The 25,369-nt window shown below is 52.9% G+C and carries 28 protein-coding genes; 18 read left to right on the plus strand and 10 right to left on the minus strand.

What is annotated here, in order from left to right; translation table 11 throughout:
- Window positions 1-180 precede the first annotated feature (180 nt).
- The 7 genes from PsAD26_RS03595 (at window position 181) to PsAD26_RS03625 (ending at window position 8,370) form a co-directional block, all read left to right on the plus strand.
- A complete protein-coding gene (locus tag PsAD26_RS03595; protein ID WP_063309290.1) occupies window positions 181-1,191 on the plus strand; it encodes a BMP family protein in 1,011 nt (336 codons plus the stop codon).
- A gap of 80 nt (window positions 1,192-1,271) precedes the next feature.
- Window positions 1,272-2,819 carry an ABC transporter ATP-binding protein gene (locus PsAD26_RS03600; RefSeq protein WP_063309291.1) on the plus strand — a complete coding sequence of 516 codons (1,548 nt, stop codon included), beginning with the start codon at window positions 1,272-1,274 and terminating at the stop codon, window positions 2,817-2,819.
- Complete coding sequence (locus PsAD26_RS03605; RefSeq protein ID WP_063306132.1) at window positions 2,816-3,907, plus strand: ABC transporter permease; 1,092 nt, start codon at window positions 2,816-2,818, stop codon at window positions 3,905-3,907. The genes PsAD26_RS03600 and PsAD26_RS03605 overlap by 4 nt, the downstream gene beginning before the upstream one ends.
- A 3-nt stretch (window positions 3,908-3,910) precedes the next feature.
- The gene (locus PsAD26_RS03610; protein WP_063286558.1) at window positions 3,911-4,852 is read left to right on the plus strand and encodes an ABC transporter permease; all 942 of its coding nucleotides are present in this window, start codon (window positions 3,911-3,913) and stop codon (window positions 4,850-4,852) included.
- Between the two features lie 27 nt (window positions 4,853-4,879).
- Window positions 4,880-6,175 carry an amidohydrolase family protein gene (locus PsAD26_RS03615; protein ID WP_063309292.1) on the plus strand — a complete coding sequence of 432 codons (1,296 nt, stop codon included), beginning with the start codon at window positions 4,880-4,882 and terminating at the stop codon, window positions 6,173-6,175.
- Window positions 6,176-6,365: 190 nt separating this feature from the next.
- Window positions 6,366-7,094, plus strand: a complete 729-nt coding sequence (locus tag PsAD26_RS03620; RefSeq protein WP_063304340.1) for an MBL fold metallo-hydrolase — start codon at window positions 6,366-6,368, stop codon at window positions 7,092-7,094.
- 136 nt (window positions 7,095-7,230) lie between these two features.
- Window positions 7,231-8,370 carry a hypothetical protein gene (locus PsAD26_RS03625; RefSeq protein WP_208985485.1) on the plus strand — a complete coding sequence of 380 codons (1,140 nt, stop codon included), beginning with the start codon at window positions 7,231-7,233 and terminating at the stop codon, window positions 8,368-8,370.
- A 10-nt stretch (window positions 8,371-8,380) separates the two neighbouring features.
- Here the strand turns inward: PsAD26_RS03625 and PsAD26_RS03630 are convergent, their stop codons facing one another.
- Both PsAD26_RS03630 and PsAD26_RS03635 read right to left on the minus strand, forming a co-directional pair.
- Window positions 8,381-9,544: a nitroreductase family protein gene (locus PsAD26_RS03630; protein ID WP_208985486.1), complete on the minus strand. Its 1,164-nt coding sequence runs from the start codon at window positions 9,542-9,544 to the stop codon at window positions 8,381-8,383.
- Between the two features lie 100 nt (window positions 9,545-9,644).
- Window positions 9,645-10,631, minus strand: coding sequence for a nucleoside recognition protein (locus tag PsAD26_RS03635; RefSeq protein ID WP_208985487.1), 987 nt, complete (start codon window positions 10,629-10,631; stop codon window positions 9,645-9,647).
- 368 nt (window positions 10,632-10,999) lie between these two features.
- Between PsAD26_RS03635 and PsAD26_RS03640 the strand changes: the two genes are divergently transcribed.
- Window positions 11,000-11,602: a hypothetical protein gene (locus PsAD26_RS03640; RefSeq protein ID WP_063309294.1), complete on the plus strand. Its 603-nt coding sequence runs from the start codon at window positions 11,000-11,002 to the stop codon at window positions 11,600-11,602.
- A gap of 27 nt (window positions 11,603-11,629) precedes the next feature.
- Here the strand turns inward: PsAD26_RS03640 and PsAD26_RS03645 are convergent, their stop codons facing one another.
- Window positions 11,630-11,935 carry an NIPSNAP family protein gene (locus PsAD26_RS03645; protein ID WP_063309295.1) on the minus strand — a complete coding sequence of 102 codons (306 nt, stop codon included), beginning with the start codon at window positions 11,933-11,935 and terminating at the stop codon, window positions 11,630-11,632.
- Between the two features lie 290 nt (window positions 11,936-12,225).
- Between PsAD26_RS03645 and PsAD26_RS03650 the strand changes: the two genes are divergently transcribed.
- Window positions 12,226-12,501, plus strand: a complete 276-nt coding sequence (locus PsAD26_RS03650) for a hypothetical protein (RefSeq protein WP_063309296.1) — start codon at window positions 12,226-12,228, stop codon at window positions 12,499-12,501.
- A 447-nt stretch (window positions 12,502-12,948) separates the two neighbouring features.
- Window positions 12,949-13,653 (plus strand): hypothetical protein, encoded by a 705-nt coding sequence (locus PsAD26_RS03660; RefSeq protein WP_063309391.1) that lies wholly within the window; start codon window positions 12,949-12,951, stop codon window positions 13,651-13,653.
- Between the two features lie 124 nt (window positions 13,654-13,777).
- On the opposite strand, the gene PsAD26_RS03665 is transcribed toward PsAD26_RS03660, so the two are convergent.
- Window positions 13,778-14,806 carry an ornithine cyclodeaminase gene (locus tag PsAD26_RS03665; protein ID WP_063300094.1) on the minus strand — a complete coding sequence of 343 codons (1,029 nt, stop codon included), beginning with the start codon at window positions 14,804-14,806 and terminating at the stop codon, window positions 13,778-13,780.
- A gap of 35 nt (window positions 14,807-14,841) precedes the next feature.
- Window positions 14,842-15,768 carry an arginase gene (gene rocF, locus PsAD26_RS03670; protein ID WP_063300095.1) on the minus strand — a complete coding sequence of 309 codons (927 nt, stop codon included), beginning with the start codon at window positions 15,766-15,768 and terminating at the stop codon, window positions 14,842-14,844.
- 120 nt (window positions 15,769-15,888) lie between these two features.
- Between rocF and PsAD26_RS03675 the strand changes: the two genes are divergently transcribed.
- Window positions 15,889-16,341: an Lrp/AsnC family transcriptional regulator gene (locus tag PsAD26_RS03675; protein WP_063300096.1), complete on the plus strand. Its 453-nt coding sequence runs from the start codon at window positions 15,889-15,891 to the stop codon at window positions 16,339-16,341.
- A gap of 108 nt (window positions 16,342-16,449) precedes the next feature.
- Here PsAD26_RS03675 and PsAD26_RS03680 read toward each other — a convergent pair whose 3' ends face one another.
- Window positions 16,450-17,358: a LysR family transcriptional regulator gene (locus PsAD26_RS03680; RefSeq protein ID WP_063300097.1), complete on the minus strand. Its 909-nt coding sequence runs from the start codon at window positions 17,356-17,358 to the stop codon at window positions 16,450-16,452.
- A gap of 76 nt (window positions 17,359-17,434) precedes the next feature.
- On the opposite strand from PsAD26_RS03680, the gene PsAD26_RS03685 reads away from it, so the two are divergent.
- Entirely contained in the window at window positions 17,435-18,271 is an 837-nt protein-coding gene (locus tag PsAD26_RS03685; RefSeq protein WP_161831209.1) for a nuclear transport factor 2 family protein, read from the plus strand.
- Between the two features lie 110 nt (window positions 18,272-18,381).
- On the opposite strand, the gene PsAD26_RS03690 is transcribed toward PsAD26_RS03685, so the two are convergent.
- Window positions 18,382-18,624: a YgjV family protein gene (locus tag PsAD26_RS03690; RefSeq protein WP_063309298.1), complete on the minus strand. Its 243-nt coding sequence runs from the start codon at window positions 18,622-18,624 to the stop codon at window positions 18,382-18,384.
- Entirely contained in the window at window positions 18,624-19,352 is a 729-nt protein-coding gene (gene deoD, locus PsAD26_RS03695; RefSeq protein WP_082826957.1) for a purine-nucleoside phosphorylase, read from the minus strand. Before deoD ends, PsAD26_RS03690 begins: the two co-directional genes overlap by 1 nt.
- Window positions 19,353-19,448: 96 nt before the next feature.
- Between deoD and PsAD26_RS03700 the strand changes: the two genes are divergently transcribed.
- Window positions 19,449-20,111: a Crp/Fnr family transcriptional regulator gene (locus PsAD26_RS03700; RefSeq protein WP_084403561.1), complete on the plus strand. Its 663-nt coding sequence runs from the start codon at window positions 19,449-19,451 to the stop codon at window positions 20,109-20,111.
- Here the strand turns inward: PsAD26_RS03700 and PsAD26_RS03705 are convergent, their stop codons facing one another.
- Window positions 20,112-20,906, minus strand: a complete 795-nt coding sequence (locus PsAD26_RS03705) for a class I SAM-dependent methyltransferase (protein ID WP_063309300.1) — start codon at window positions 20,904-20,906, stop codon at window positions 20,112-20,114. It lies immediately after the preceding gene.
- 299 nt (window positions 20,907-21,205) lie between these two features.
- On the opposite strand from PsAD26_RS03705, the gene PsAD26_RS03710 reads away from it, so the two are divergent.
- Together PsAD26_RS03710 and PsAD26_RS03715 are read left to right on the plus strand one after the other, a co-directional pair.
- A complete protein-coding gene (locus PsAD26_RS03710) occupies window positions 21,206-22,375 on the plus strand; it encodes a cupin domain-containing protein (RefSeq protein WP_063309301.1) in 1,170 nt (389 codons plus the stop codon).
- 106 nt (window positions 22,376-22,481) lie between these two features.
- Window positions 22,482-23,153, plus strand: coding sequence for a helix-turn-helix domain-containing protein (locus PsAD26_RS03715; RefSeq protein WP_063309302.1), 672 nt, complete (start codon window positions 22,482-22,484; stop codon window positions 23,151-23,153).
- Window positions 23,154-23,162: 9 nt separating this feature from the next.
- On the opposite strand, the gene PsAD26_RS03720 is transcribed toward PsAD26_RS03715, so the two are convergent.
- Window positions 23,163-23,552 (minus strand): VOC family protein, encoded by a 390-nt coding sequence (locus PsAD26_RS03720; RefSeq protein ID WP_063309303.1) that lies wholly within the window; start codon window positions 23,550-23,552, stop codon window positions 23,163-23,165.
- Between the two features lie 164 nt (window positions 23,553-23,716).
- Between PsAD26_RS03720 and PsAD26_RS03725 the strand changes: the two genes are divergently transcribed.
- The 3 genes from PsAD26_RS03725 (at window position 23,717) to PsAD26_RS03735 (ending at window position 25,317) form a co-directional block, all read left to right on the plus strand.
- Window positions 23,717-23,905: a hypothetical protein gene (locus PsAD26_RS03725; protein ID WP_063309304.1), complete on the plus strand. Its 189-nt coding sequence runs from the start codon at window positions 23,717-23,719 to the stop codon at window positions 23,903-23,905.
- Window positions 23,906-23,917: 12 nt separating this feature from the next.
- Entirely contained in the window at window positions 23,918-24,376 is a 459-nt protein-coding gene (locus PsAD26_RS03730; protein WP_063309305.1) for a hypothetical protein, read from the plus strand.
- A 479-nt stretch (window positions 24,377-24,855) separates the two neighbouring features.
- Window positions 24,856-25,317, plus strand: a complete 462-nt coding sequence (locus PsAD26_RS03735; protein ID WP_063309306.1) for a pyridoxamine 5'-phosphate oxidase family protein — start codon at window positions 24,856-24,858, stop codon at window positions 25,315-25,317.
- The last annotated feature ends 52 nt before the right edge of the window (window positions 25,318-25,369 follow it).

The following is a 25,369-nucleotide window of genomic DNA, read 5'->3' on the forward strand; positions in this document are numbered from 1 at the left end:
GTGCCGTCATGCAAAAAATACTTCTGAGGCATCTAGTCATTAGCCGCTTTGTCTCGTATACAGCCATTTTTAATGCCTTCGTCCTGCTCAGGACCTTTTCACTTAAAATGCGAGATAGGGCAGATTGCGGCTGCAGTCTGATCTGCAGCCCTGCACAATTATTGATTTCAGGGGGTGTGCATGTTTGCGACACGTTTGAACGGTTTGGTGAGACGCCATGTTCTCGCAGCCGTAGCTGCTTTTGCGGCCATAATCGCGGTTTATTCTCCAGCAAAAGTTTTAGCTGCCGAACCTCTCAAGGTTGCAGCGATTTACACCGTTCCTGTTGAGCAACAATGGGTTGGCCGCATCCACCAAGCGCTCAATGCAGCGGCGGAGCGTGGTGACATCACTTACGTCTACTCCGAGAACACAGCCAACACAGACTACGAACGGGTGATGCGTGAATACGCCGAAGCGGGTCATCAGCTCATTGTTGGCGAGGCGTTCGCAGTAGAGCGTGCAGCCCGTAACGTGGCTGCGGAATACCCTGAAACAGCCTTCCTCATGGGCTCTTCTTTCCCTGCTGCTGAACCAAACTTTGCTGTATTCGACAACTTCATTCACGAACCATCTTACCTCTCCGGTATGATCGCAGGCGCAAAGTCCAAGTCAGGCAAAATTGGCATGATCGGCGGCTTCGCCATTCCGGAAGTGAACCGCCTGATGCACGCATTCATGAATGGCGCTAAGGCAACCAATCCGGACGTGACCTTCACCGTCAACTTCATCAACTCCTGGTACGATCCGCCAAAAGCGAAGGAAACCGCTTACGCCATGATCGATGCTGGAGCGGATGTGTTGTATGCGGAACGCTTCGGTGTATCCGATGCTGCGATGGAAAAAAGCATCTTCGCGATTGGCAATGTGATCGACACCGCTGCCGACTATCCAAACACCATCCTCGCCTCAGCAATCTGGCATATGGAGCCAACGGTCGACACTGCAATTGCGGCTGTAAAGGCGAATAACTTCAAGGCTGAAGACTACGGCAAGTACTCCTTCATGGGCCATGGTGGTGGTTCGTTGGTCGTTGATGAAACGCTGGTGGATGCGGACCTTCTTGGCAAGGTTAAAGCTGTCGAAGCGAGCATTCTGGATGGGTCCTTTATCGTTGAGATCAACGACGAAGAGCCAAAGTCCTCCAATTAACGCTGATCGGGCCGGGGGGATAACCTGGCCCGCCTTCTCCGCCTGCCGCGCGCATAACCTCTTCAGTCTAAGGGTATCCCATGCCAGAAACTGAGAGCGGGCATCCGCTTTTATCTCTTCAAAACATAACCAAGATCTTCGGTGATCTGGTTGCCAACGGAAACGTCAATCTGGACCTGCATGCCGGGGAAATCGTTGCGTTGCTGGGTGAGAACGGAGCGGGGAAAACCACGCTCATGAATATCCTGTTCGGTCATTATGTGGCTGACCAAGGACGTGTCATGGTACGTCACTCCTCTGGTATTCTGGTTGATCTGGAACCCGGCGCTCCTCAGGCGGCCCTTGAAGCGGGGATAGGTATGGTTCACCAGCACTTCACGCTAGCTGAGAACCTGACGGGTCTTGAGAACATCGTTTTGGGAACGGAGAGCCTGTTCTCACGCCGTTTCAGCCGCTCCAAAGCGCGAGCAAAACTGCAGGAGCTGATGCAGAGCTCTGGTCTTGAAGTTGATCTGGATCTGCGCGTCTCCAAGCTGGCTGTTGGCGAACGACAGCGCGTCGAAATCCTCAAAGCGCTCTACCGCGATGCCCGCATTCTGGTGCTGGACGAACCCACTGCGGTTCTCACGCCACAGGAATCCGACAGTCTTTTCAAAACTTTAAAGCTGCTGGCCGCCAAGGGAATGGCGATCATCTTCATCTCCCACAAGATGGCCGAAGTGCTTGGCGCTTCTGATCGTGTTGCTGTTCTTAGAGGTGGGCGGATCGTTGCTGACCTGCCAACATCGGAGTGCAATCGTCACCAACTGGCTGAAGTGATGGTTGGGCATTCAGTCCAAACTGCAGAACGCAAACCCGGCTATCCGGAAGATGAAACGCTGGTTTTTGCTGGCGTCAGTGCAGGAGAGGGCCGAGAGCAGATTGAGAACGTCAATCTCGCCCTCAAAAAGGGGGAAATCATCGGCCTCGCAGGTGTCTCTGGCAACGGTCAAAGCACCTTGGCAAAGGTTGTCTCCGGCTTGGAAGAACCAACGGCTGGAACTGTCACTCTTCATGGCAATCCGCTGAAACCAAATGCTGCTGCGGTGATCCGGTCCGGTATTGCCCGCATCCCGGAAGACCGCCATCACGATGGCATCGTTGGTGCCATGTCGGTGGAGGAAAACCTCGTTCTGGAAGAGATCCGCAAGCCTGCCTATCAGCGCTTAGGCCTTCTCCGCTTCAACGAAATTCGCAAGCGTGCTCAGGAGGCTATCAAGGCCTATGACATTCGCTGCTCCGGCCCGCTTGCTGTCTCCCGTCTGCTTTCCGGCGGGAACATCCAAAAAATCGTCCTCGCCAGAACGCTGGACCAGCAACCCAATATCGTCCTTGCCGCCCAGCCTTCCAGAGGGCTGGATGTAGGGGCAACAGCTGATGTGCACCGCCGCCTGCAAGAGGCGCGAGACAGAGGCGCAGGCATCCTTCTCATCTCGGAAGATCTGGACGAACTCTTCCAGTTATCCGACAGGATTGCCGTGATCCATCGCGGGCATATCTGCGAGCCAGTGGAGACGGAAAAGCTGGATAAGAAACAGGTTGGCCTGATGATGGCAGGACAATCCATAAAAGGGGAACAAGCAGCATGATCCGGTTTGAACCTCGTACCAATGTTTCTTCGCTCTTCGCGTTTGCCCTGCCAGTTATCGCCGGAATCACCGCGCTCGTGCTTGCCGCGATCCCCATTGCAGCAGCAGGGGGAGAAGTTTTCGCCGCCTACGGGCACATCTTCAAAGGCGCATTCGGCTCCAAGTTCGCATTCTCTGAGCTTTTGGCCCGCGCAACGCCACTCATTTTCACGGGTCTGGCCGTAAGTGTCGCCTTTCGTGCCAAACTCTGGAACATCGGTGCAGAAGGCCAGCTCTATGTGGGCGCACTCGCAGCAGTCGCCATCGGCTCCGGCGCAATCTCCGCGCCCGCCTACATTATGATCCCGCTGATTATACTGGCAGGCATGATTGCTGGCGGCACCTTGATGCTGGTGCCAACCCTGCTGAAAACGAAGCTGGGCGCGGATGAAGTGGTCACCACCTTGCTGCTCAACTTCGTCGTGCTGCTGTTTGTGCAGATGATGCTGGAAGGCCCCATGAAAGACCCCATGGGCATGGGCTGGCCGCAGTCAGAACCCATGACCAGCGCCGCCACACTGCCCAAAATGTTCGCCCGCATGCGCATCCACTGGGGCCTCGTGATCGCACTGGCATCAGCCCTGATCATCTACATCATGATGAAGCGCAGCGTCTGGGGTTTTGAAATCCGTGCAACGGGTGAAAACGTCTCTGCCGCAAAACATGCTGGCATTCCGGTCACCTCCACATTCATCAAAGTCGGCTTGATCTCCGGTGCACTTGCAGGCCTTGCTGGTGTCAGCGAAGTGGCTGGCCTCAAAGGGTATTTGACTGCCGATATCTCCCCGGGCTTCGGTTACACCGGCGTTGTCGTTGCGATGCTTGCAGGTCTCTCACCCGTTGGTGTGGTCATGGCCGCCATCTTCATTGCAGCAGTCTTTGTGGGGGCAGATAGCATGAGCCGTGCCATGGGCGTGTCCAGTTATATTGCTGATCTTGTGGTCGCCATGTCTTTGATCTGCGTATTGATTTCCAGCCTGTTTGTGCGCTTTAAAATCCGCTTTGTCAGGCCCAAAAAGACACCACTTGTCGCCAAAGGGGAGGCATAAGCCATGGAATATATTGATATTCTTCTCTCCGCAAATTTCTGGGCTGCTGCCATCCGCATCGCAACCCCGCTCATCTTCGGCGTGTTGGGTGCCTTGGTCTGCGAGCGGGCAGGGGTGCTCAACCTCGGTATTGAGGGCATCTTCGTGGTTGGCGCCATGTGTGGCTGGATGGCTGTTTGGCTCGGAGCTGGCCTCTGGGGCGGCATCCTCGTCGCAGCATTGGCGGGGGCATTTTTCGGCTTGCTCCACGGCATCCTCACGGTGCCGCTGGGCTTGTCTCAGCACGTGTCAGGCCTTGGCATAACTATGTTTGCAACCTCGGTCAGCTACTTCACCTACCGCACAGCTCTGCCAAAAGTGTCCAGCCCGCCACGGATCGAGGCATTCCAGCCGCTTGATATTCCGGTTCTTTCAGATCTGCCCTTCATTGGCCCAGCTCTCTTCCAGCAAACATCCATGACCTTTCTGGCACTCGCCATGGTCTTGCTGGTCAGTTACGTGCTCTATCGCACCCCGCTTGGCCTCGCCATCCGCGCCGTGGGTGACAATCCATCCGCTGTTGAAGCACAAGGCCTTTCGGTCTTCGCATTGCGTATCGGGGCAATCATGGCCGGGTCTGCGTTGATGGCGCTGGGCGGTGCCTTCCTCACCATGTCCGCCTTTGATGCCTTCTTCTTCGGCATGATCAACGGACGCGGCTGGATCTGCATTGCACTGGTGGTGTTTGCAAGTTGGAGACCGGGTAAGGCTTTGCTGGGCGCGCTGCTGTTTGGCGCGTTTGATGCCTTCCAGATCCGCCTGCAAAACGAGGTCGGCGCGGTGATCCCATCGCAGGTCTTCCTGATGATCCCGTACCTGCTATCCATCGTGGCGCTGGTGCTTGTAGCTCGCAAGGCAGACTACCCGCGCGCCCTGCTGCAACCTTATTTCCGTGGTCAGCGTTAAGCTGGAAAAGCAAGAAAGGCACCACTCATGTCTCTGGATCTCCTTGTCAAAAACGCAGTTCTGACCACTGGTGAAGCTGGTGTAGATATCGCGGTGAAAAACGGCACAATCACCGCGATTGAAAAGGGCATCACCGCAGAAGCGGAGCGTATGATTGATGCACAGGGTCAGCTGGTCTCAGCACCATTTGTTGACCCGCACTTCCATATGGATGCCACCCTTTCCCTCGGCCTGCCAAGAATGAACGAGAGCGGCACCCTGCTGGAAGGCATCAGCCTCTGGGGAGAGCTGAAACCTCTACTCACCATTGATGCGGTTGTCGAATGTGCTCTGCGCTACTGCGATCTTGCAGTCTCTCAGGGCTTGTTGGCCATCAGAAGCCACGTAGATGTGTGTGATGATCGTCTGCTCGGCGTGGAAGCCCTGCTGGATGTAAAGCAACGCATTGCGCCTTATATCGATTTGCAGCTGGTCGCCTTTCCGCAGGATGGCTTCTACCGTTCACCAACGGCGGAAAACAACCTGCTCCGCGCACTGGATATGGGCGTGGATGTGGTCGGCGGCATCCCGCACTTTGAGCGCACTATGGAAGACGGTGCCCGCTCCGTGAAGGCCCTCATGGAAATTGCAGCACAACGCGGCCTGCGGGTGGACGTGCACTGCGATGAATCCGATGATCCTCTCTCACGCCACATTGAGGCACTGACTTACGAGACACGGCGCTTGGGCATGCAGGGCAGGGTGACTGGATCACATCTCACCTCCATGCATTCCATGGACAATTACTACGTCTCCAAGTTGCTGCCTTTGATGGCGGAAGCCGATGTCTGTGCCATTGCCAACCCGCTGATCAACATCATGCTTCAGGGCCGTCACGACACCTACCCAAAACGCCGTGGCCAAACCCGCGTGCGCGAAATGCGCGAACTCGGCATCACCGTCGGCTTCGGTCATGACTGTGTGATGGATCCCTGGTACTCGCTGGGCAACGCAGACATGCTGGAAGTCGCCAGCATGGGCCTGCATGTAGGCCAGCTCTCCAGTCGTGATGACCTCCGCTATTGCTATGAGGCCGTCACAACAAACTCTGCAAAGATCATGGGGCTGGAAGGCTACGGCGTCAAAGTCGGTGGCAACGCAGACTTCGTGTTGCTTCAGGCACAAGATGCCATTGAAGCCCTCCGCATGAAGGCAACTCGCCTCACTGTTGTTCGCCGCGGCAAGGTCATCGCCGAAACTGCCCCACGCATCACCAGCCTCTCGCTGGAAGGTCGCCCAAAAACTGTGAATGCCGCGGATTACTCCCCAAGCAGCAACGCCTAAAACGGGGACAACCCCGCAAAACCGAGCTTGCGTTGCTATGTGCGTTCATTTGCGTTCTTTCCGTTTTTCCTGAGTTCCTCCGTCCCGCAGCATTTTGCGGGGCGAAATAACTCCCACCAAATAAAGTTATCCCCCTGCACACCAGAGCTGGCTATGATGGACTTCTCTGATCAAGCAGGAGGGATGAGCGGTGGAACGCATTCCGGCCCAGAAGTGGTATCGCACCACGAAACTGGCAGATGACATAACGCTGATTGATGAGCCCTACATCAAGCAGTTCTACCGCTGCAACATCTGGCATGTGCGTGGACGCCACAAGGATCTGTTGGTGGACAGTGGCATGGGCGTTGTCAGCCTGCGGCAGCATGTGGCGCTCACCGCTGAAAAGTCCGTCATGGCCGTCGCCAGTCACACCCACTTTGACCATATCGGCTGCCACCACGAGTTCCCGCATCGCTTGATCCATATCGCAGAAGCTGACCTGCTGGCCCATCCAACCCGTCAGAACACGCTGGCTGATCCTTACGCAACTGACGATATCTTCGACGCGCTTCCGCCAGAGCCCTACAAGTCCTCCGAATACGCCGTCAAACCAGCCCCTGCCAGCCACCTGCTGGAAGATGGCGAAGTGCTCACCACCGGAGATCGGCACTTCGAGGTCATCCATACACCCGGCCATTCCCCCGGCGGTATCGCCTTATGGGAAAAAGCGACAGAAACCCTGATCGCAGGAGACATCGTCTATGACGGCCCGCTGGTGACAGACTGCTACCACTCCAACATGGCGGACTACATCGCCAGTATGAAGCGCCTGCTGGACATCCCCGTCCGTACCATCCACGGCGGTCACTTTCCCAGCTTCGACGGCGAACGCCTCCACGAAATCATCTATGCCTTCCTGAAGGAGCATGACAAATAGTGCCAACTACGCAGTCTTCCCTATGAAATCCCACTGTTCCCTGTGACGCTCAGAACAGCAACTAGCAAATGCATTGCTTACTCTGGAAGGTGGGAGGGCAGCATGCCCGGGCCGCTGACATCATGGGAGTTGGACAATGACAGCGATTGGTTTGAACAGTTTTGTCTCCGCCGCACACACCATCCCGCAGGATGGCAAGCTCTCGGTTGCTGAGGGACAGGTGAAGACCCACTCCAGCACCGCAATCGCTGGCCGGCTCGTCACATGGGTCAAGCAACAGGCCGAAGGCGCTGAGCAAAAGCAAGCAGATCAGGGCGCCTTCCGTCTGGCGCTCACCAACCACTACGGCAAAACGCTGGGCGAGAAAGCCTATCAGGCCGCCTGTCGGGCTTGCGACCAGAATCCTGGCACAAGCCACAGCCTGACATCCCGGCAAGTGCAGGAAGGCGTCAACTTTGCAGAACATCAGGTGCTGAGAAACGAAAGCTCAGCAGTGCGCATCAAGGCCCTCTCTGAAGATGTGAAGCACGATCCGATCAACAATCTGGTTCAGAACAAGGCTCATCAGACGGTTCCTTCGTTCCAAAGTGAGATCATTGAGACCCCGGAGACAAACACCGAACTTCTCGCTGCCCGCGCGGATGGCAAATACACGGAGCGGAACCCCTTCCACGTAGAACGGGAACTGATGGCCCGCCTCAGCACAGAAATTGCCGGGAAGTATGACCCACTGCTGGCTGAAAATGCCACCTCCAAAGCATGGGGCAATGAACTGCTGCAGAGTATCTACCGTAATGTGCTGCGAGACCAAAGACCTGTCGAGAAAGGGGAGGCCCTGAGAGTTTCCGAAACACCTAACCCGATGAAGATCGCCGTTGAGCGCTTTGAAAAGCAGGTCTGGAAATACGCAGAACAAAGCTTCCTGCACTCTCTGCCAGAAAATGCAGAAGTCGCCATCCATGACCTGTCGCGACAGCTGAACTGGGAGAATTTCCCCGCACTGGCCGAGCAGCACGACGTCCCTGGCATTGGCTGGGACAGCGAGGCGACGGGCACCTACTTTGCAGCCAACATCCCGCCAATCCGCGATCTCGCGATTGAGCGGCTCATTGAGAAGCGGGAGGATGAGACGTTCCTGAGCTCCGTCACGGTCGAAAGTTTCAACGATATCATTGAGGATGCGTTGAGCGAGTTGAAATCACCGCAACAAAAACACGCCAGCCCACCAGCTGCCGACCACACCAGCAACACCACAAAGCACGTCCGCTGGGTCTAAGCCGATAAGCTCAGCCTGAGGAGCTCATCTCCTCAGGCATCCACGAGATGACATAGCGCGGCAGATCCGGGAACGGCTCTTTGCCGCGCATCTCTGGCGCAAGTTGATCAAACCGCCCCGCCTTGCCAAGCGCCTCACACCCGCATTCCCAGTTCGCCAGCCAGATCCCCAAGGCCACCATGGCGTAGTACCGTGAATGCGTCGCCGCACAAAAATCCACCCGCCGTATCCTCGCATTCTCCGCAAGCACGACACCCCGTGTCGGCTGTGCATTGTAGGAGGAGGGCGACCATTGGCACACCTCATAACACCGCCCAAACTCTCGATAGGGCCGTGCGTTCGTGTTGAGTGGCTTGGCAAAACCAGCATCCGCAAAGAACAAGTCCTGCACATCCAGCCGATGCCGCTGTGCCTTCTGGATGAGGCGGATCGCCAGCGGGGTGTAGCGGGAGCGATACCCAAACCCGCAAACGCAAATGATGTGATCCTTCTCAGGATCAAACCGTTCACCCAGATGCTTGATGATGCTCTTGTGGTCGGCTCCCGGCCCAATCCAGCAGGTGGCCAGCCCTTGCCGCGTGGCCTCAATCACCACCTTCTGCAAACTGCGCCCCACATCCACCACCGCCATCTCATGATACGCACGCGGTGCAATAGCCACCAAAAACTCATGCGTCCCAACCGCAGGCCAAACCACAAGCGGATTGTCGACATATTCAAAGCGAATGGGGTGAGGGCCCAGACAATGCTCTGGCCTGCTAGTCCGCTCTGCCAATGAAAGCACCATTTGGCGATGCTCTTCGCTCATAAGCCGCTTTTGAAAGGACCGGCACGAGACCCGCGTCCGCATCAACTCAAATGCATCCAGATGCTCAAGGCTGGTTGGCAGCGGCTCTTCCGGGTGAAAGCCATACCGAACTGTAACCACATCGAAAATCAGATTGAAAAACAACAGCACCGCAAGAACAAGCGGCAAATCCACCAACAGAAATGGCCAGCACCCGACCAGCGCACCGATCCCAGCCAACACCAGCAACAGCACCACAACCACCAGATTGGGCAGGTACTGCAGCCAGCTGGCCCATTGCAGCCACATCTTCACCCGCCACCACCACCTGGTTTCAAACCAGGCCTCGTTAGGGGGGCGCGTCTCTTGAGGAGGTGTTTCGCTCATGCACATGTTCCGCAATCAGACCTGAGTAAGCTCACTGCGAAACATCTTAAGCGAGGCGTGTTCCTGAAACGTAACTATGCATCAGGAACAGGACAGAGTATCAGCCAACCGCCTTGGCTGTTTTCGCTGGGCGGTAGAGGAACCGGTTGAACGCATCCTCCGGCATCATCTGGATCAAGCGACCAATCAGCGCCATCGCAGCAACGCAGAACACGAAACGCCCAACCAGTGCGCCGGACCAGTGCGCGCCAAACGCCATCATCACCAGCGGATCCTCAATCAACCCATGGCAGATGCCCATGAAGGAGAGCGACAACACCACATCGCGAGAGGATAACTTGCCTTCCTGCGCTTCTTTGATGATGAGGCCACCACCGTAAGAAAGCCCAAGTAAAACACCAACCATGGTGATCGGCGTTGCTGCCTTGCTGATGCCCATGAGGCGTAGCAACGGAGAGAGCAGCCAACCAATCAGATCGGTGATCTTCATCAGTTCCAGCAACTTCAGGAAGATGATCAGCCCCATGATAATCCAGAACATGGTGAAGAGCAGCGACGCACTGGAGTAACCCCACTGCAGCCATGTCTCTTCGATCGTTGGCACGAAAGGCAACCAGTCAAGCTGGATCGGCTGCTGCAGCCAGCCACCTGCGGAGTAAAACAGGTTCAGCACCATGCCGTAGGTGATGCCCACCACGAACCGAAGGCTGGAGGAAAACACAAAGCTGATCCCGGCACGGCGGGAGATACTCTGCTCCAGAGGCAATGCATGGGCGATCAACACCACAGAAAGCAGCACAGTCACATCAGCAACACTCAGCGATACCAGCGGCAAAATAGTCAGCATCACAGCCACTGCGGAGTAGGTGCCTACCAGCAAGCCAACTGCAAGAACAAGCCCCGTTACAGCAGGCAGGCCCATCAGACCCATCAGCGGCTCAAGCGCAATGCCCAGGTAATCTACCATCCCGAACTCCATCAGAATGCGAACAAGGATCATCACAGGAACCATGGTCTTGACCATGATCCAGAACAGGCTGACGGAGTCTTTTGCAATTTTTTGACAAGCAGCGGAGAAGCTTTTCATTTTGACAAACCAGAGCTGCGCGCGCTTCGTCTTGCACAAAACGCTGCGAGTGAATGGAGGATGGGAAAATCAAAAGGGTCGGGCCCTTGCTGCATTGCCCAGCAAAACTACTAGGATATTTTAGGTTTTGGGGAAATAGTATTTTACTCAACCCACCCACTTTAAATTCTCAAAGAAACGTTTGTGCGTGGGGAAAGACCAGTGCAGTTTCCGGCTTAGTCTTTCAGAAAAGCCAAAGCGAACAACTTCACCGAAACACTCGCTTTTGTCACCTCCGGTTCTGCTTTGCTTAACTAACGAAAGACCTCTTCCTTTTGAGCCTGACCGTTTTGCATTAGCGTTTTTTTGAATAATAGCAGGTGACAGAAATGGCCGGAAAAACTCTGAAGACCTTTAAAAACCTCTCCGATTTCCGCAGCGGTCTTTCGGACCTGAAGCAGAAAATGGACCATAAACACGGCATTCATTTACTGGATATAACCAACTTCAACAAAGAGCTGGGCAACAAAACCTTCCTTGATAAAAGCTATGAGGCAGCCGTTGAAGACTCCCCCAAGGTTTCCAAAGCCTCGGAAGCGCACGGAAAGCTCACGCGGCTCAAAAACTCACTGGAGCGCGAAAGCAGCGGTTTTGATGATCTCGACAAGCTCTACAACCAGCTGGTCGCCAAACTGTATGAGGCGAGTAAGAAAAACAAAGGCGACGTCAAAAAGCTCAGCGAAGACAAAGAGTATGAAGAGGCGCAAGCCAATCTGCTAAAGCTGGCACCTCATTGGAAAAAAGCCGGTAAAAAGCGGAATGACTTCCGGAAAGCCGAACGCGAACTCGCCGCCCTCGACAAAAAACTCACGGAAATTAAAGCCGATGCCGCCAAGAAGTGCCCTGTTGAAGTGAAACGGGACTCCAAGAAACTCCTCCTGCTCATCGCAGGCGACAAGGTCGTCGAATACTCTTTGAAACACACCAAGTAGACTTCAACGAAGACCCCACTCCCGGAGTTACTTCAGCACTGGCCGCAAAAACTGCCGGTCATAACGGCGTATGCATTGCGTTTCTTCGGCGTAAGCAAAGGCCTTCTGGCAGTCTTCGTCTTTCATGCTGTCTTTGCGATATTGCTCATAGGCTGCGAGCGATGGAAACGAGAACAAAGCCAGCGCCAGGTCATTCGTGCTTTCGTGAGGCAGAAAATACCCATGATGCTGCCCACCAAACTTCTCAACCAACGGGATCCAAAGCCGGGCATAATGCTCAAACTCAGCAACCTTCCTCGGGTTCAATTCATAATGCACATAACAGGTAATCATAGCCGCGCGACTCCCTTTAAATTTCACAGATAATAAGAGGGCGCAGCTTTATATCAGAGCGAGTATTCCGGCAAGTTTGTGCCTGAAGTTGCAAATTGCTTCCAACTAGCTTTTAGTGCTCTCGCCGTGTTGTGCATCTCATTTTTTATGGTATCCATGCCGTCGATTTTCGGTATGTCAGAAACTAAGCGAGTAACCAATATTGGCGCGCTCAAAGGCTCTGGCCTCGTCGCAAACGTGAAGCGATCAAATCATAAGAAGTGTCACCCAAACAACGAAAGCTCTGCTTTATGAAAAAGAAATCTGCACCCCTCGTGCTGGCGTCTGTCGCTATGTTGAGCCTGCTGACTGCCTGTGGTTCAAGTGAGCAAAGCAAGCGAGCCTTTATCTCCTTTAAGGCTTACAGTTCATGCTTGAAAGAGGTCAAGCCAAATGCATCGCAGGGGTTTCGTGCTGATGCAGGCCGCAGTGAAACATTTGAGTTCGATATTTATCGCCCGGAGGCAAAATTGAGTAGTGCTGAAACTGCAAAGATGCGGGCTTGCTACAATCAGCGCAACAAGTGAGCGAAGCTGCACCCACAGCCTATATAGGCAAAGTGACATGCATGTAGCTTGGTGGGAGCCTGAAGAAAGACTGCTTTGGGCTTTCACTCACGATTGCGATGCTTGCTCTTTAAACTCTGACTTCAATAACTGGCAGATTTCAGTTGCGGTTCAAAACGGAACTTGCCAGCAACGCCAAACTGAGCAAATTAGCTTGAGTTGGCTGAAGATAATTCAGTTATTCACGACTTTAGGCGGGTGCAGTCCAGCTCGTGATGCCTCGCATAAAGCTAAGTTCTTTCAGTCCATTATCCAAGAAAAGCAACAATAAAGATCGCTTCTCAACCCCTGCCTGACAGAGTTGTTACTCAGGTGTCATGAGCGCTGTGATGAACAAAACAGTGGCTCATCTGACTTAACGTTAGTCTGATCCCATCACAAAAAAACCAGCAGAATGGGATGGACACTATGACTTCAGTTAGCTTGAGTAACTTCCAGAATATCGCGATCGCATCAGAGCCTTCTCAAAAGCTGACGGTTGCGGATGGGGGCGTACAAACCCGTCAGGCAAGCACGTCAATCCAAGGTCGTTTTGTCTCCTGGCTTGCGTTGCAAGGCAATTCGGATTCTCAAAAGGGAGCAGATCAAGGAGCGTTCCGTACTGCTCTTCTGGACAAATATGGTGAAACCCTTGGAACCCAAGCCTACGATCAGGCCTGCAACGCCTGTGGTTTCTCTGCTGGCCAGAACCATAGCCTGACATCAAGGCAGGTTGTAACTGGTGTTCACTTTGCCGAGGAAAAGCTGAATAGTGACTCACTCGCACCATTCGTTTCCAAAGTCGAAGTAAAAGCTGCTGAACCAGAAAACCATGACGTGGCGTCTGTACTTCCGGCAGAGTTGCTGGAGGGTGACTTCTCCGTCCCAGATAATGAGATCAGGCAAGCGGCTGTGGATACCCTTGATGTGATCACTGAGTTCATCGCACAAAAATACACCCCTGAGATCGCAGAGACCGTGGAAGGCCGAGTAGTAGAAGCAGAAGTGTTTGATAAACTTCTTGCCGAACAGCTTGATCCAAACAACAGCGTTGAACTGCGCGAGACCATCAGCCTTTTTATTGATGAGATCTGGCTTGAAGCAAAGAGAGCTCACATTGAGACCCTCCTGTAAATGATCTGGAAGAGACTGGGCTTGGCTCTCACTTATGAGCTAAGCAGCAAAAAAGAAGCGCCTGCTAGGTGGACAGGCGCTTACAAACCCCGGGCAAGGGATAGTTTAACGATGACCGCTGCTCTTACTCGGCAGCTTGTTTAACTTCTAAAAGACCAAAGAGATTGCGCGGATCAGCCGGTTCAGCAATCATCTCAAGGTCTTGAGTTGTTTCATCCTGCTTCACCAGATCATAGATGTAGCGCAAGCCGGAAAAGTCCTCGATGGCAAAACCTACGGAGTCGAACAAGGTGATGTCCCGCTCTGTGGTGCGGCCCTCAGCAGCGCCCGTAATCACTTCCCAAAGCTCAACAACCGGATAGTCGTCATCTAGCTGTTGGATCTCGCCTTCAATGCGGGTCTGCTCCGGATACTCAACGAAGATCTTGGAGCGCAGCAAAATGTCCTTGTGCAGCTCGGTCTTGCCGGGGCAGTCACCACCAATGGCATTGATGTGCACGCCAGCTCCAACCATGTTGTCGGTCAAAATGGTGGCCTGCTGCTTATCAGCGGTCACCGTGGTGATGATATCCGCACCCGTGATTGCTTCTTCAGAGCTGCGGCAGATGGTGATGGTAAAGCCTTTACCGTCAAGGTTTGCAGCACACTTCTCTGTTGCTTCCGCATCCGTATCAAACAGGCGCAAGTTGGTAATGCCCATAACCGCCTTAAACGCCAGCGCCTGAAATTCAGACTGAGCTCCATTGCCGATGATCGCCATGGTTTTTGAATCTGCTCGCGCCAGATGCTTTGCCGCCATAACAGAGGTCGCAGCAGTACGCAGGGCAGTCAGAACAGTCATCTCGGAGAGGAAGAACGGATAGCCCGTGTCCACATCAGCAAGCATGCCAAATGCAGTCACAGTCTGCTTACCTTCCTTGGTGTTCTTCGGATGACCATTCACATATTTGAAGCTGTACAGCTCCCCATCGCTGGTCGGCATCAGTTCGATAACGCCAACTTTGGAATGGCTTGCAATACGAGGTGTTTTGTCAAACAGAGACCAGCGGCGGTAATCTTCCTCCACATACTCGGTCATGCCTTTCAAAACAGTCTCGACACCGTGTTTGTTGACCAAGTCCAAAATTTTAGAAACGCTTACGAACTGGACCATATGGGGATACCTATCTTTTATTGTGTTGCTTGCGATCAGGCGCGGTTTGGATGGTCCAGCACCTGCTTGCCAAACAAGCTGGAAACCAGATCCGCCATCAAAGTCGCTGTCCGGCCACGCACATCCAGGAATGGGTTCAGCTCTACCAGATCCACAGAGGTGACCAACCGACTGTCGCAGAGCATCTCCATAATCAAATGCGCTTCACGGAAAGTCGCACCGCCTGGAACAGTCGTGCCCACTGCTGGTGCAATGTCCGGGTCCAGAAAGTCCACATCAAAGCTCAGGTGTAGCCGGCCATTGGCGGCCTTCACACGCTCCAGAAACTCATTGATCGGCTTGACTACACCGTTTTCATCGATCCGGCGCATGTCGTAGGTCTCAATGCCGGTTTTCTGCAGGGCAGCCCGCTCCGCATTGTCGACGGACCGCAAGCCCATCATGCAGATATTCTCTGGCTTGATTGATGTGTTCAGCTCCGGATAATACCCCTCAAAACCGGAGAGACCACAAAAGTAAGCCGCGGGCGTGCCGTGCAGATTGCCGCTGGTCGTTGTGCTGAGATTATGGAAATCAGGATGCGCATCCAGCCAGAGCACAAACTGTTCTTCACCAGCTTCTGCCGCCGCACGGACAATACCGCTGACAGTTCCAGCTGCCATGGAGTGATCCCCACCAAGGAAGACGGGCAGATGACCTTCACGAATTTCCGTTAAAGCGACGTCATGGAGCTTCTCAGTCCAGCTGATTGTCTCACTCAAATGGTGGACAGCGCTGTTGGAATGAACTCGATCCCGACTTGCCTCTGGTAAAATGTTGCCTCGGTCTATAACGGAGTAGCCAAGTGCTTCCAGGGAGTCTTGCAGTCCGGCGGTTCGTAGAGCATCCGGGCCCATCAAGCAGCCCTGAATGTTGGTTCCTGTCTGTACAGGTGCCCCGACGAGCACAACGGTATTCTTCATTCCCACTTCCCGATTAAATCCGATATGGACTATTATCCTTGTGGAAGTGGCGGTAAAAAGCTGTCATTGTGATCAAAATGGTGGTCGCATTGGCCAGATTGGTAAGTAAGGTTACGCACTTTGGATGGTATAGATCAAAAAATCATCGCGACACTACGTAGAAATGCGCGTGCGAGTGTTTCTGATCTAGCCCTTGAGCTGAAGATTTCTCGCTCGACTGTGCGCTCACGTATGGAGCGTTTGAAGTCTGTTGGTGACATTCTCGGCTACACGGTCGTGCTGCGGGGCGATGTCTTTGAACAACCTGTTCGTGGCATTATGATGATCAAGATCGAGGGCAAAGGCACCCAACGCATCGTCGATCACCTCAACAAGATGACCGAGGTCACTGCCTTGCACACAACAAACGGCAAGTGGGATCTGATCATGGAGCTGGGAACCGATACGCTCGTCCACTTCGATGATGTGCTGCGCCGCATCCGTCTGATTGATGGCATTTCAGCCAGCGAGACCAACCTCCTCCTCTCCACCAAACGCACCAACGAAGCCCGCCGCAACGTAATGCTGGATTAGGTTTCACCTACAGCGTATCTCCGAAAAGTGGAAACCGATTTTCGGATAAAGATACGCAAAAACAAAGGCTAAAGCAGTTCCTGTGTTTCAACTCAAATGCGAACTGCTTTAGGCTTTCAAGTTTGCGCCTCTTGTCAGCTTGTCGCTCCAGAAAGAAAGCCTCGGATTAGATAATTGGCTTTCATGCACAAACAGAGCGAGACACATTGGCGGCACAGGCAAAGGGGGGCACGCAGTTGACAGACTGCTAAGGGAGCCGGATTGAAGCATTGCGGGAAGACAGACAATCAGATCTGTACCTTTCAGAAGAACACCCAGACTATCAAAGTCAGAAACGCGTAGCGCGATGTTTCTCTTCAGGCCCTGCTCAGCTAACAGCTGATCAATCCCTGAGCTTCTGATCTCACCATGAGAAACCACCGCATGGTTTGCAGCGCAATATTCTGTTAAAGTTTGAGGCGCAGAACGCACAGAGCTGTCGTAGAAAACAGCCATTTCCATATCGACTAACTTACGTTGAATAATATCTCCACCCTCTTTCAAAAGAGTGGGGAACAACGCCAAGTCAACATTTCGGTTTCGTAGATTTTCGCGAACTTCCAGCCAAGACCCGGTCGAGCGCAGTTCCAGAGTCATGCCGGGTGCGAGTTTCCGAAGTTCATTGAACATCGGCTTGACCAGAAGATCCCGCTCCAATGCATTCGCTGCGATCTTGAGCGTCCCTACATCTTGCTCCGGTAAGTACGAAGCAGGCATGGCGAGAGTGTCGTAATCTCTCAAGATACGGTGTGCAACCGGTAAGATCTGAAGCATCCGTTCTGTTGGCTCAATGCTATTGCCCACACGGATATAGAGTTGATCAGCCAAAGTCTTTCGAGCACGCTCCAGAGAGTAACTTAGCGAGGATTGCGTCATTCCCAGACGAGTAGCAGCGCGGGTTACGGAGCGGGTCTCATTCAACTCCACCAACTGCCGGAGGGTTGAGCCATCTAATGTAAGGTGATCGAAAATCTTCATAACCTGAATCTAATAGGTGTTATCGCTAGAACTCACAAGGCCGTCTATATCTCGACGTTTACATATGGAGCGTCCGATGAAATTTCTATCGAAACTGACAGCAGTCTGTTTGATCTTATTGTCTTCTGCTGGTCTTGCCGGTGAGTTGGAAAAAAACAACAAAGAACTGGTGCTAAATGCTCTGGCAAAAGTGTTCGACGCACAAAAGACTGAGCTGATTGAGACCTATTATCACCCGCAATACATACAGCACAGCCCAGAGGTTAAGGACGGTGTTGACGGTCTGAGCGAAGCGATCACGCAGATGCGGGAAAATGAAATTACCCCTGCGAGAGAAGTCGTGCGCGTTATTGCTCAAGACAATCTTGTTGCGACGCAGTCACGCGTCACAATTGGTGAACACACAATGATTGTTGGAGATTTATTTCGTGTCCAGGACGGGAAAATCATAGAGCATTGGGATGCGAGCCAGGTTGAAACACCGAAATCAAAAACCGCCAACGGCAATTCGATGATTGATGGCGGAGGGAACCCGAATGCAGATGTTTCCGAGGCAGACCTTGCTCGGAATAAAGAAATGGCTACTGATTTCTTTGCTAAAGGCATTGCGGGTGATGTCGCGACCCTCAAAAGTCTTTTTGGTGAAGAGTATATTCAGCATAACCCGCAGGTTCCAAATGGGATTGAGCCAATCCTTGGGTTCTTCAAGAACAGTGACGGTAAACTCAGCAATGTCACCGTGCACCAAGCCGTGTCTGAAGGGGACCTCACATTTGCTCTGGTAGAGTATGCGGACTGGGGGAATGCAGTGATCGAGATTGTTCGGCATGATGATGAGGGAAAGATTGTAGAACACTGGGACATCGTGCAGGAAATTCCGAAAGATTTTTCGCATGAAAACGGTATGTTCTAGGCTTTTAAATGTTTCGGCTGTTGAAGGATGAAATGAAAGAGCCGGAGGCGATGAAACGCTCTCCGGCTTTCAAGTTTACAATTACCTTGGCTTGATGGGAGGCGAGTGCCTTACGCTTCTTCTGGCGTAAGTGCTTGTTGTTGTTGCTTTCTCAGTTTTGCCAAGTGGTAAATGTTGATGAACACGCACATGCCGTTGAGCAAAACAACCGGGTAAGCATCAACTGCGACACCATAAATGGTGAACAGGATGCAACCGACCATATTGATCACACGAAGCCACAGGACGTTGCCCATCAGGAGGGAAGTCATCACAGTAATTGAGGCCAGATAGCCTACAAGTTCCATATTCATTATGCCGCAGCCATTTCTGGTGTTGTTGCATATGCAGTTTCCAGAGCCAGTTCCATCATCTGGTTAAAGCTGGTCTGGCGTTCTTCAGAGGAGGTTTCCTCTGCTGTGATCAGGTGATCGGACACGGTCAGCACGCACAGTGCTTTCACACGGAACTCCGCAGCAATTGCGAACAATGCAGCAGCTTCCATTTCAACAGCGAGAACGCCCATTTTCTGCATTGCTGGTAGCAGTGCAGGGTTGGAACCGTAGAACAGGTCACCAGAAAGGATGTTACCGAAGCGCGGCGACAGACCCAGGCCACCAGCAGCATCAGAACAGGCCTTCAGCAATTCAAAATCAGGGGCAGCAGCATAGTCATAGCCAGCAAAGCGATCACGGATCATTGCGGAGTTGGTGCTGGCGCTTGTCGCGACGATAAGGTCACGAAGCTTCAGCTCTTCATCAACACCGCCACAGCTGCCCACACGAATGATTTGTTTCACGCCGTAAAAGTTGATCAGCTCATGCGCATAGATAGAGATGGATGGCATGCCCATACCATGTGCCATAACTGAGATTGGCTTACCCTTGTATTCACCAGTAAAACCAAGCACATTACGCACGTTTGTTACTTCGCGTACATTTTCCAGATAGGTTTCTGCAATATACTTTGCGCGAAGCGGATCACCCGGCATGAGGACTGTTTCAGCAAAGTCTCCAGTCTGGGCGTTGATATGCGGTGTCATCAGATTCTCCTATGCAGCTTGCAAGGAGAAGGGTAGAAATATCTCCGTTTCAAAAACAGGACAATTGTCCGTATCTCTGAATTAAATAATGCAAAAATGACAATTAAATCGCTCGCAGAAATTGGACATAAGGAAGTATTAGAATGGGTCAAAACTGGTCCGTTTCTTCTACGCCATATGGAGCCCGGAGATTACCTGCTCCGGCAAGGCCAAAACCTTGAACATCTGTACTGGATAGAGGATGGCTTCTGCACGGTTAGCTATACCGCAGCCAATGGGCGACGCTTCAGTCATGGCAGGTTCAATATCGAAGATCGCCTTTACGGTGAGATAGAGTTTCTGACGGGCAAACCTATCCAGTTTGATATCCGCTGCGATGGTCCGGTCAGCGTGCGCGTCATCCCGATTGCAGAGCTGGAAGCCTTGTTGGTGCAACACCCTCACGTGGGCATCTGGCTCAGCCAATGTCTGGCGGATACTTATCAGGGTGTCATGGACCGGGTCACCTCGCACTTCATGTACCCGCTGGCCTACAACATTGCGAAAGACCTGCTCCTCCGTGAACGCGGCAACAAACCGCCAATCCAGTTCGAGCGCGTCTTCCGCGAAGCCGAACGCTTCGGCTGCTCAGAACGCGTCTACCGCCGCGCCGTCAGTCAACTCATCGAACACGGCCTGGTCGAAAAACGTGGCCGCGAACTCAAAGTCGCCAACCACACCAAACTCGAACGCTACCTCGCCGAAGAGGAAGAGCGATAATCACCCCTTTCTCGGGGCCTCTGCAACAAACATCAGCACTTCATGCGGTGTATGCATGGTGCCGTTATGCTCCTCAAGTTTCCTCGTGATCTCACCCATTAGCTGCTCTTGCAGCTGCGGCGTTGCCTCGTTGCCCGGAGGGTAGGAGGTTAGCGTTGAGAATACGGTCTCAGCATCGTCAATGGCGTACACATCCTTATAGGTTTGTAGTGAGAGGGTGTTGAAGCGATGTTGAAGACGCTCTGCAATCTTATTCGGTGGAGCTATCACGACAGACGGATCTATCGGAGCAACATCAAACACACGGCTGTTCAACTCATAAACCTGCTGAAGGTTAGTGGGGCTGTTGAGTGTAATGATCAAGCGCCCGCCCGGCTTCAGAATGCGCCGCATTTCATCCATCGCCTTATCTGTATCTGAAAGGTGGTAGACCATGTGCATGGCCATCACCACGTCAAAGGAGGCATCTTCAAACGGAATGGTTTCAGCTTGCTCAACACAAGTCGTTACCTGTTTGATTGCGGGCAGTTTGACCAACGCTTCTTCAGCTTCAGCGATCATCTGCGCGGATTGATCAAGGAGTGAAACCTCCAGTCCTGTGGGCAGCCGATGCTGATTGGCGGTCCAGAACCACCCGGTCCCGCAACCAACGTCAGCAATCTTGTCGTTCTCCTGAAGCTCCATTTGCTTGAAAGCCCACTCAAACCAACTCTTGTTCGCATACCGACGATGCAGATTTGCGCGTGTTTTGAGGTTTGAGCTGGTTTTATATTGCTGAGAAACATCGACAGACATGGACTATCCAATCTTTGCAAATGAGCTTTTAAAAACAAGGTTGGTGACGCGCAGTAAGATACAGCTGCGTCTTTAAAAGGTACGTCCGGCACAGCAGCAGTTTTGTCCTTGCAAACTTATTTTCCTCTGAAGTTGTGTGGCATTCAAATGAAAATCAATAATGCTTGCCCGAGCACGAGCGGTTAACGCTAACCGCAGCATTTCCGCTGTTTTGCGCTGACAACGTACTCCTACCATTGCCCCCAAAAAGTACCGTGATAAAGTGTGTGCGCTGCATTTCCTGATCGTAGGGAGGCAACATGTCTGGCGCATCAAGACGGGACTTTTTCAAAGCTGCAGTGGCAGCAGGTATGGGCGGAGCGGTGGCGACACAAGCTTCCGCAGCTGAATACCCATCAGGACCATTCTGGAACAACGTTCCTGAACCGGATTTGGCCAACAACGAACTGCCAAAATTTAAGTTCGAGCTGGAGAAAACTGCTGGGCGTGTTGATGGCGGCAGCTTTGGTAAAGAAGCCACCGTCGAACAGTTTCCCATCTCAACTGGAATTGCCGGGGTCTCCATGCGCCTCGCACCGGGTGTCGCCCGAGAGCTGCACTGGCACGCAACCGCAGCAGAATGGACGTTCGTCATGGATGGCAACTGCCGAACGACGGTTATCAATCCCAATGGCCAGTCGGCGACCAATGACTTCGAGCCTGGAGACGTCTGGTACTTTCCAAGAGGGCACGGCCACTCAATCCAATGTTTGGGAGACGAGCCCTGCCATTTCATCCTGATCTTCGATAACGGCTACTTCTCCGAATTTGGCACATTCAGCATCACCGATTGGCTCGGCCACACACCAAAGAAGCTACTCGCCCAAAACCTTGGCATGCCAGAAAGCGCGTTCGACAACTTCCCAAAATCGGAAGCCTACTTTGTCAAGGGCGTTATCCCGCCGGAGCAGCCAACACTTCCGCATCAGGGCGAGTTCAACCCCACTCCGGAAACGCACAAATACAGCCTGATGAAACAGGAACCTAAGGTTACCCGTAAAGGTGGCCGAATATGGCGTGTCAGTCAGAATGAGTTTCCCATCGCGACCACCATCACCGGCCTTGTTCTGGAGCTTGATCCAGGTGCACTGAGAGAACTTCACTGGCACCCCAATGCGGATGAGTGGCAGTACGTGATGGAAGGCAGCATCAGTGTGACCATGTTCGGTGCCAAAGGCCGTTATGCCGTTGAGACGCTGAACAAGGGTGATGTTGGCTATATCCCGCAAGGCTATGGCCATTCTATTGAAAACACCGGCACGGAAAAGGCCCGCATTCTGATCGCCTTCAACACCGGTGAGTATCAGGCCATAGACCTGTCAGAGTGGCTCGCCAGCAATCCGGATTACCTGTTGGCGGCGCACTTCAATCAGCAGTCTAAAGCTGTACGACAGTTTCCGAAGCGGGATGTTTTCATCGCCACTGAATAGGCGTTATGCCAAAGAGCAAGAGCATTGGAGCAATTCCGATTGATCCTTCAATGCTCTAATGGCAAATTGCATAAGCGGACCAGCAGGCAGAACAAGGAGGGAAGGTTTGCAACACAATCAAACTGCCAGCTCTCTGCCGGAAACCCTCGCGCAAGTCTGGCATCATTCGGGTCAACTTGGTGCATCCGGACCAATTCTGCCGGATGGCTGCAGAGATCTGATCGTCACAGAGGTGGAGGGCCAGCGCCTGTCATGGCAAGTCTCGAAGCTGTTTGATGAGCCGCACCAACCCGAACGCATCACCGTAAAGCGCATGATCGGCTTCCGCCTCAAACCGGGGGCACAGGTGAATGAGCCAGCACTGCTTGCAGCTCTCAATGGTTTGAAGTCTTGGGATCAAGCCAGCATCTGCGAACGACTGGCGGAACACACCAACTTAAACAACAGGGTCTCAGAAGCGCTGGGCTGTATCGCGGAGGAGCAACTGCCCATTGCCGCCTCCGCTGGAGCGTTGGGGGTAACGCTCAAAACCTTGCAGCGCACCTTGGCGCGCCACACCAACCGCTCGCCAGTCTATTGGCGACAGCTCGCCCGCATCCGCAAAGCAGCCCGCCATATTGAGACTGCGGAGAACTGGGCCGACTTTGCCTTGGACAACGGCTTCTCTGATCAAGCCCACATGACCCGCGAGTTCCAGCGCTGGTTCGGTACCTCGCCAATGCAGTTCTCTGCAAACACAGGCTTCAAACAGCAGGCCCAATCGGTCGCGTTCGGCTAATCTCCCGCATCATGCCGGAGCCGTCACTAGCGAGCAGATCTCAATCAGAAATCCATTCCTATCCTTCACGTAGGATGTCGTCTGCCCCCAAGGCTCTTCCTTCACCTCTTGCACAAGCTCAGCACCTGCTGCCAGTGCTTTGGCAAGGTCATCAGCAACATCCTCGGTTTGGAATGCAATTTCAAAGCACGGATTGCTCGCATCCGCCTGCGATGGGTTTTTGCCAAGGTCTTCCATCAGTTTGAAGGAGGAGAACGACAGTGTCGTCTCACCGGTTTTCACCTCACCATAATCCTCGCCCTTGGTGATCAGGCCCGGCTCCAGACCAAACGCCTTGCAGTAAAAGTCGATGGTGTCGCGTGGGCTCTCAACGTACAAAATGACGTATTTTAAATGCATGGAATGCCTCCTGTTTTCATGAGGAAGACCCTAGCAATGTGCTGCAGGTGCGTATTGAATAAAAGCGACATGTTCATCACCAGAACGCTGCTCAAACATGGATGCAAAGCAGAAGGAATCTGCTAGGCTCCGGTGTAGTTCCTGCCAGCTAGCGAGGCCGTATCATGCGTAATTTCCGCAAAGTCCTGTACGTGCTCATCACCTGCTTCATCAGCGTCTACGGTGCCTACTTCGCCTACACATCGTTTTATGAAGGCACGCTGTTCAACGTCATCGCTGGCGCACTGATATGTACGGTTGGCATCATAGGCCTCTATGGCACATTTCGCGGCAACCCGCAGGATACTGAGTAAGGGGAGGGGACCATGTCCGATCTATCAGAATACAAGGCAAAATCGGGCCGTTTCGAGCCCGTCTGGACAATCGAAATTCAGACGCTGGAAGAGGACACGGACCGTATATTGGATGCCGTCATGCAGGTGCAGCCGCTCAGCTTCGGCCGCTACCAACGCAACGCCAGCATTTCCGCAGTTGGCAAGGAAACGTCCCAACCAGAACCAAACTCAACCACCACAACCCACATTGAGGGCTTTCAGGCTGGCATGACAGAGACCTACCCCATGGTAGAGCTCAAAATCTCCATCGAGCGCGACCCAAAAGTGCTCGAAAAAGTCATGGACGCCATAATCTACGCCCACCACTACGAAGAACCCGTCATCTTCCTCCGCGAAGACTGGGCCAGCCGCGCCGCCTACAACCCCACAAGCACCAACCCAAACCGCTGGTGGAACAACGGCAAAGGCATGCCGGAGAAGGTTGGGTGAGGAGCGTGGGAAAGTGCAGATAGCTTGCGCCTCGCAATACCCTGCTTGAAACGTCTTCATCACACGACAATGAATCGCGGAATGGTTGCGTAAAAGCGATTTAATAACCTGTGCGAGAAGCATGATTCGGACTTGATGCTAAGGGAGATGAGCTTAAGCTTTTTTGTGAGCTCTATGCATCACGAAGGTAAGTGTACGGAGGTTAGAGACCATACAGATTGCCTGACATGAGCGTGAACTCCTGTTCCTACCTCTTGGAATATCTGGTCTCAATGGGACTGTCCCTTATATAGAAGGGCGTCATAACCTTCTTGGGCACCAGAGCCCGGAGAAGTGCGAAACAGCAAAGTAGCTTGGGAAGGTATCCACTTACTGCCTCATATAGCCTCGATTGCAAGCTTATACAGAGCAGCGGAACGCCGAAACAAGTACTCAACTATGTCCTCTGTAAGAAACACCAAAATTGGAGGTGTTTGAAAATGAGCAAGTACGAAGATACCATCAAGCTTATTGAAACGCGTTGCGGAAACGATAAGGAAGTGATTATTGCCCTCGCGACAATATCCTTATCTGAGAAGGAAGCCGGTAAACCACGCCCTTCAACCCGTATGGTTTGCGCCTACTACGAAAATGGCGTGTTTTATGTTTCCACTGACGCAAGAAAAAATAAAACATTGCAAATAGAGAAGAACAACGAGGTTTCTGTTTGCGGTATGGAAGGTTTTTCTTTCCAGGGAACTGCTGAGAACCTCGGCTGGGTGAAATCTGAAAAGAACTCAGAAATTAGAGCGAAGTTCAAAAATATCTTCAAATGGTTTGATCAGGAAGGCGATGAGGAAAATCCCAACTCCATCGTTCTGCGCATATCCCTTTCAGAGGGTACCATCCTCGATGGTGAGCAGGCCTATGGCATTGATTTGCTCAATAAGGTCGCCCATTAGAGATTATCGCGAGAAGCAACTGCAATCTGTTGTTTTTTGCGTCTGGAGCTGG

The sequence above is a fragment of the Pseudovibrio sp. Ad26 genome (genome assembly GCF_001623285.1).
GTDB lineage: Bacteria > Pseudomonadota > Alphaproteobacteria > Rhizobiales > Stappiaceae > Pseudovibrio > Pseudovibrio ascidiaceicola.

Bases quoted from the DNA above. Each gene is read 5' to 3' on its own strand.
- PsAD26_RS03595 (WP_063309290.1), top strand. From the start codon at position 181: ATGTTTGCGACACGTTTGAACGGTTTGGTGAGACGCCATGTTCTCGCA.
- PsAD26_RS03600 (WP_063309291.1), top strand. From the start codon at position 1,272: ATGCCAGAAACTGAGAGCGGGCATCCGCTTTTATCTCTTCAAAACATA.
- PsAD26_RS03605 (WP_063306132.1), top strand. From the start codon at position 2,816: ATGATCCGGTTTGAACCTCGTACCAATGTTTCTTCGCTCTTCGCGTTT.
- PsAD26_RS03610 (WP_063286558.1), top strand. From the start codon at position 3,911: ATGGAATATATTGATATTCTTCTCTCCGCAAATTTCTGGGCTGCTGCC.
- PsAD26_RS03615 (WP_063309292.1), top strand. From the start codon at position 4,880: ATGTCTCTGGATCTCCTTGTCAAAAACGCAGTTCTGACCACTGGTGAA.
- PsAD26_RS03625 (WP_208985485.1), top strand. From the start codon at position 7,231: ATGACAGCGATTGGTTTGAACAGTTTTGTCTCCGCCGCACACACCATC.
- PsAD26_RS03630 (WP_208985486.1), bottom strand. From the start codon at position 9,544: ATGAGCGAAACACCTCCTCAAGAGACGCGCCCCCCTAACGAGGCCTGG.
- PsAD26_RS03635 (WP_208985487.1), bottom strand. From the start codon at position 10,631: ATGAAAAGCTTCTCCGCTGCTTGTCAAAAAATTGCAAAAGACTCCGTC.
- PsAD26_RS03640 (WP_063309294.1), top strand. From the start codon at position 11,000: ATGGCCGGAAAAACTCTGAAGACCTTTAAAAACCTCTCCGATTTCCGC.
- PsAD26_RS03645 (WP_063309295.1), bottom strand. From the start codon at position 11,935: ATGATTACCTGTTATGTGCATTATGAATTGAACCCGAGGAAGGTTGCT.
- PsAD26_RS03650 (WP_063309296.1), top strand. From the start codon at position 12,226: ATGAAAAAGAAATCTGCACCCCTCGTGCTGGCGTCTGTCGCTATGTTG.
- PsAD26_RS03660 (WP_063309391.1), top strand. From the start codon at position 12,949: ATGACTTCAGTTAGCTTGAGTAACTTCCAGAATATCGCGATCGCATCA.
- PsAD26_RS03665 (WP_063300094.1), bottom strand. From the start codon at position 14,806: ATGGTCCAGTTCGTAAGCGTTTCTAAAATTTTGGACTTGGTCAACAAA.
- rocF (WP_063300095.1), bottom strand. From the start codon at position 15,768: ATGAAGAATACCGTTGTGCTCGTCGGGGCACCTGTACAGACAGGAACC.
- PsAD26_RS03680 (WP_063300097.1), bottom strand. From the start codon at position 17,358: ATGAAGATTTTCGATCACCTTACATTAGATGGCTCAACCCTCCGGCAG.
- PsAD26_RS03685 (WP_161831209.1), top strand. From the start codon at position 17,435: ATGAAATTTCTATCGAAACTGACAGCAGTCTGTTTGATCTTATTGTCT.
- PsAD26_RS03690 (WP_063309298.1), bottom strand. From the start codon at position 18,624: ATGAATATGGAACTTGTAGGCTATCTGGCCTCAATTACTGTGATGACT.
- deoD (WP_082826957.1), bottom strand. From the start codon at position 19,352: ATGACACCGCATATCAACGCCCAGACTGGAGACTTTGCTGAAACAGTC.
- PsAD26_RS03700 (WP_084403561.1), top strand. From the start codon at position 19,449: ATGACAATTAAATCGCTCGCAGAAATTGGACATAAGGAAGTATTAGAA.
- PsAD26_RS03705 (WP_063309300.1), bottom strand. From the start codon at position 20,906: ATGTCTGTCGATGTTTCTCAGCAATATAAAACCAGCTCAAACCTCAAA.
- PsAD26_RS03710 (WP_063309301.1), top strand. From the start codon at position 21,206: ATGTCTGGCGCATCAAGACGGGACTTTTTCAAAGCTGCAGTGGCAGCA.
- PsAD26_RS03720 (WP_063309303.1), bottom strand. From the start codon at position 23,552: ATGCATTTAAAATACGTCATTTTGTACGTTGAGAGCCCACGCGACACC.
- PsAD26_RS03725 (WP_063309304.1), top strand. From the start codon at position 23,717: ATGCGTAATTTCCGCAAAGTCCTGTACGTGCTCATCACCTGCTTCATC.
- PsAD26_RS03730 (WP_063309305.1), top strand. From the start codon at position 23,918: ATGTCCGATCTATCAGAATACAAGGCAAAATCGGGCCGTTTCGAGCCC.
- PsAD26_RS03735 (WP_063309306.1), top strand. From the start codon at position 24,856: ATGAGCAAGTACGAAGATACCATCAAGCTTATTGAAACGCGTTGCGGA.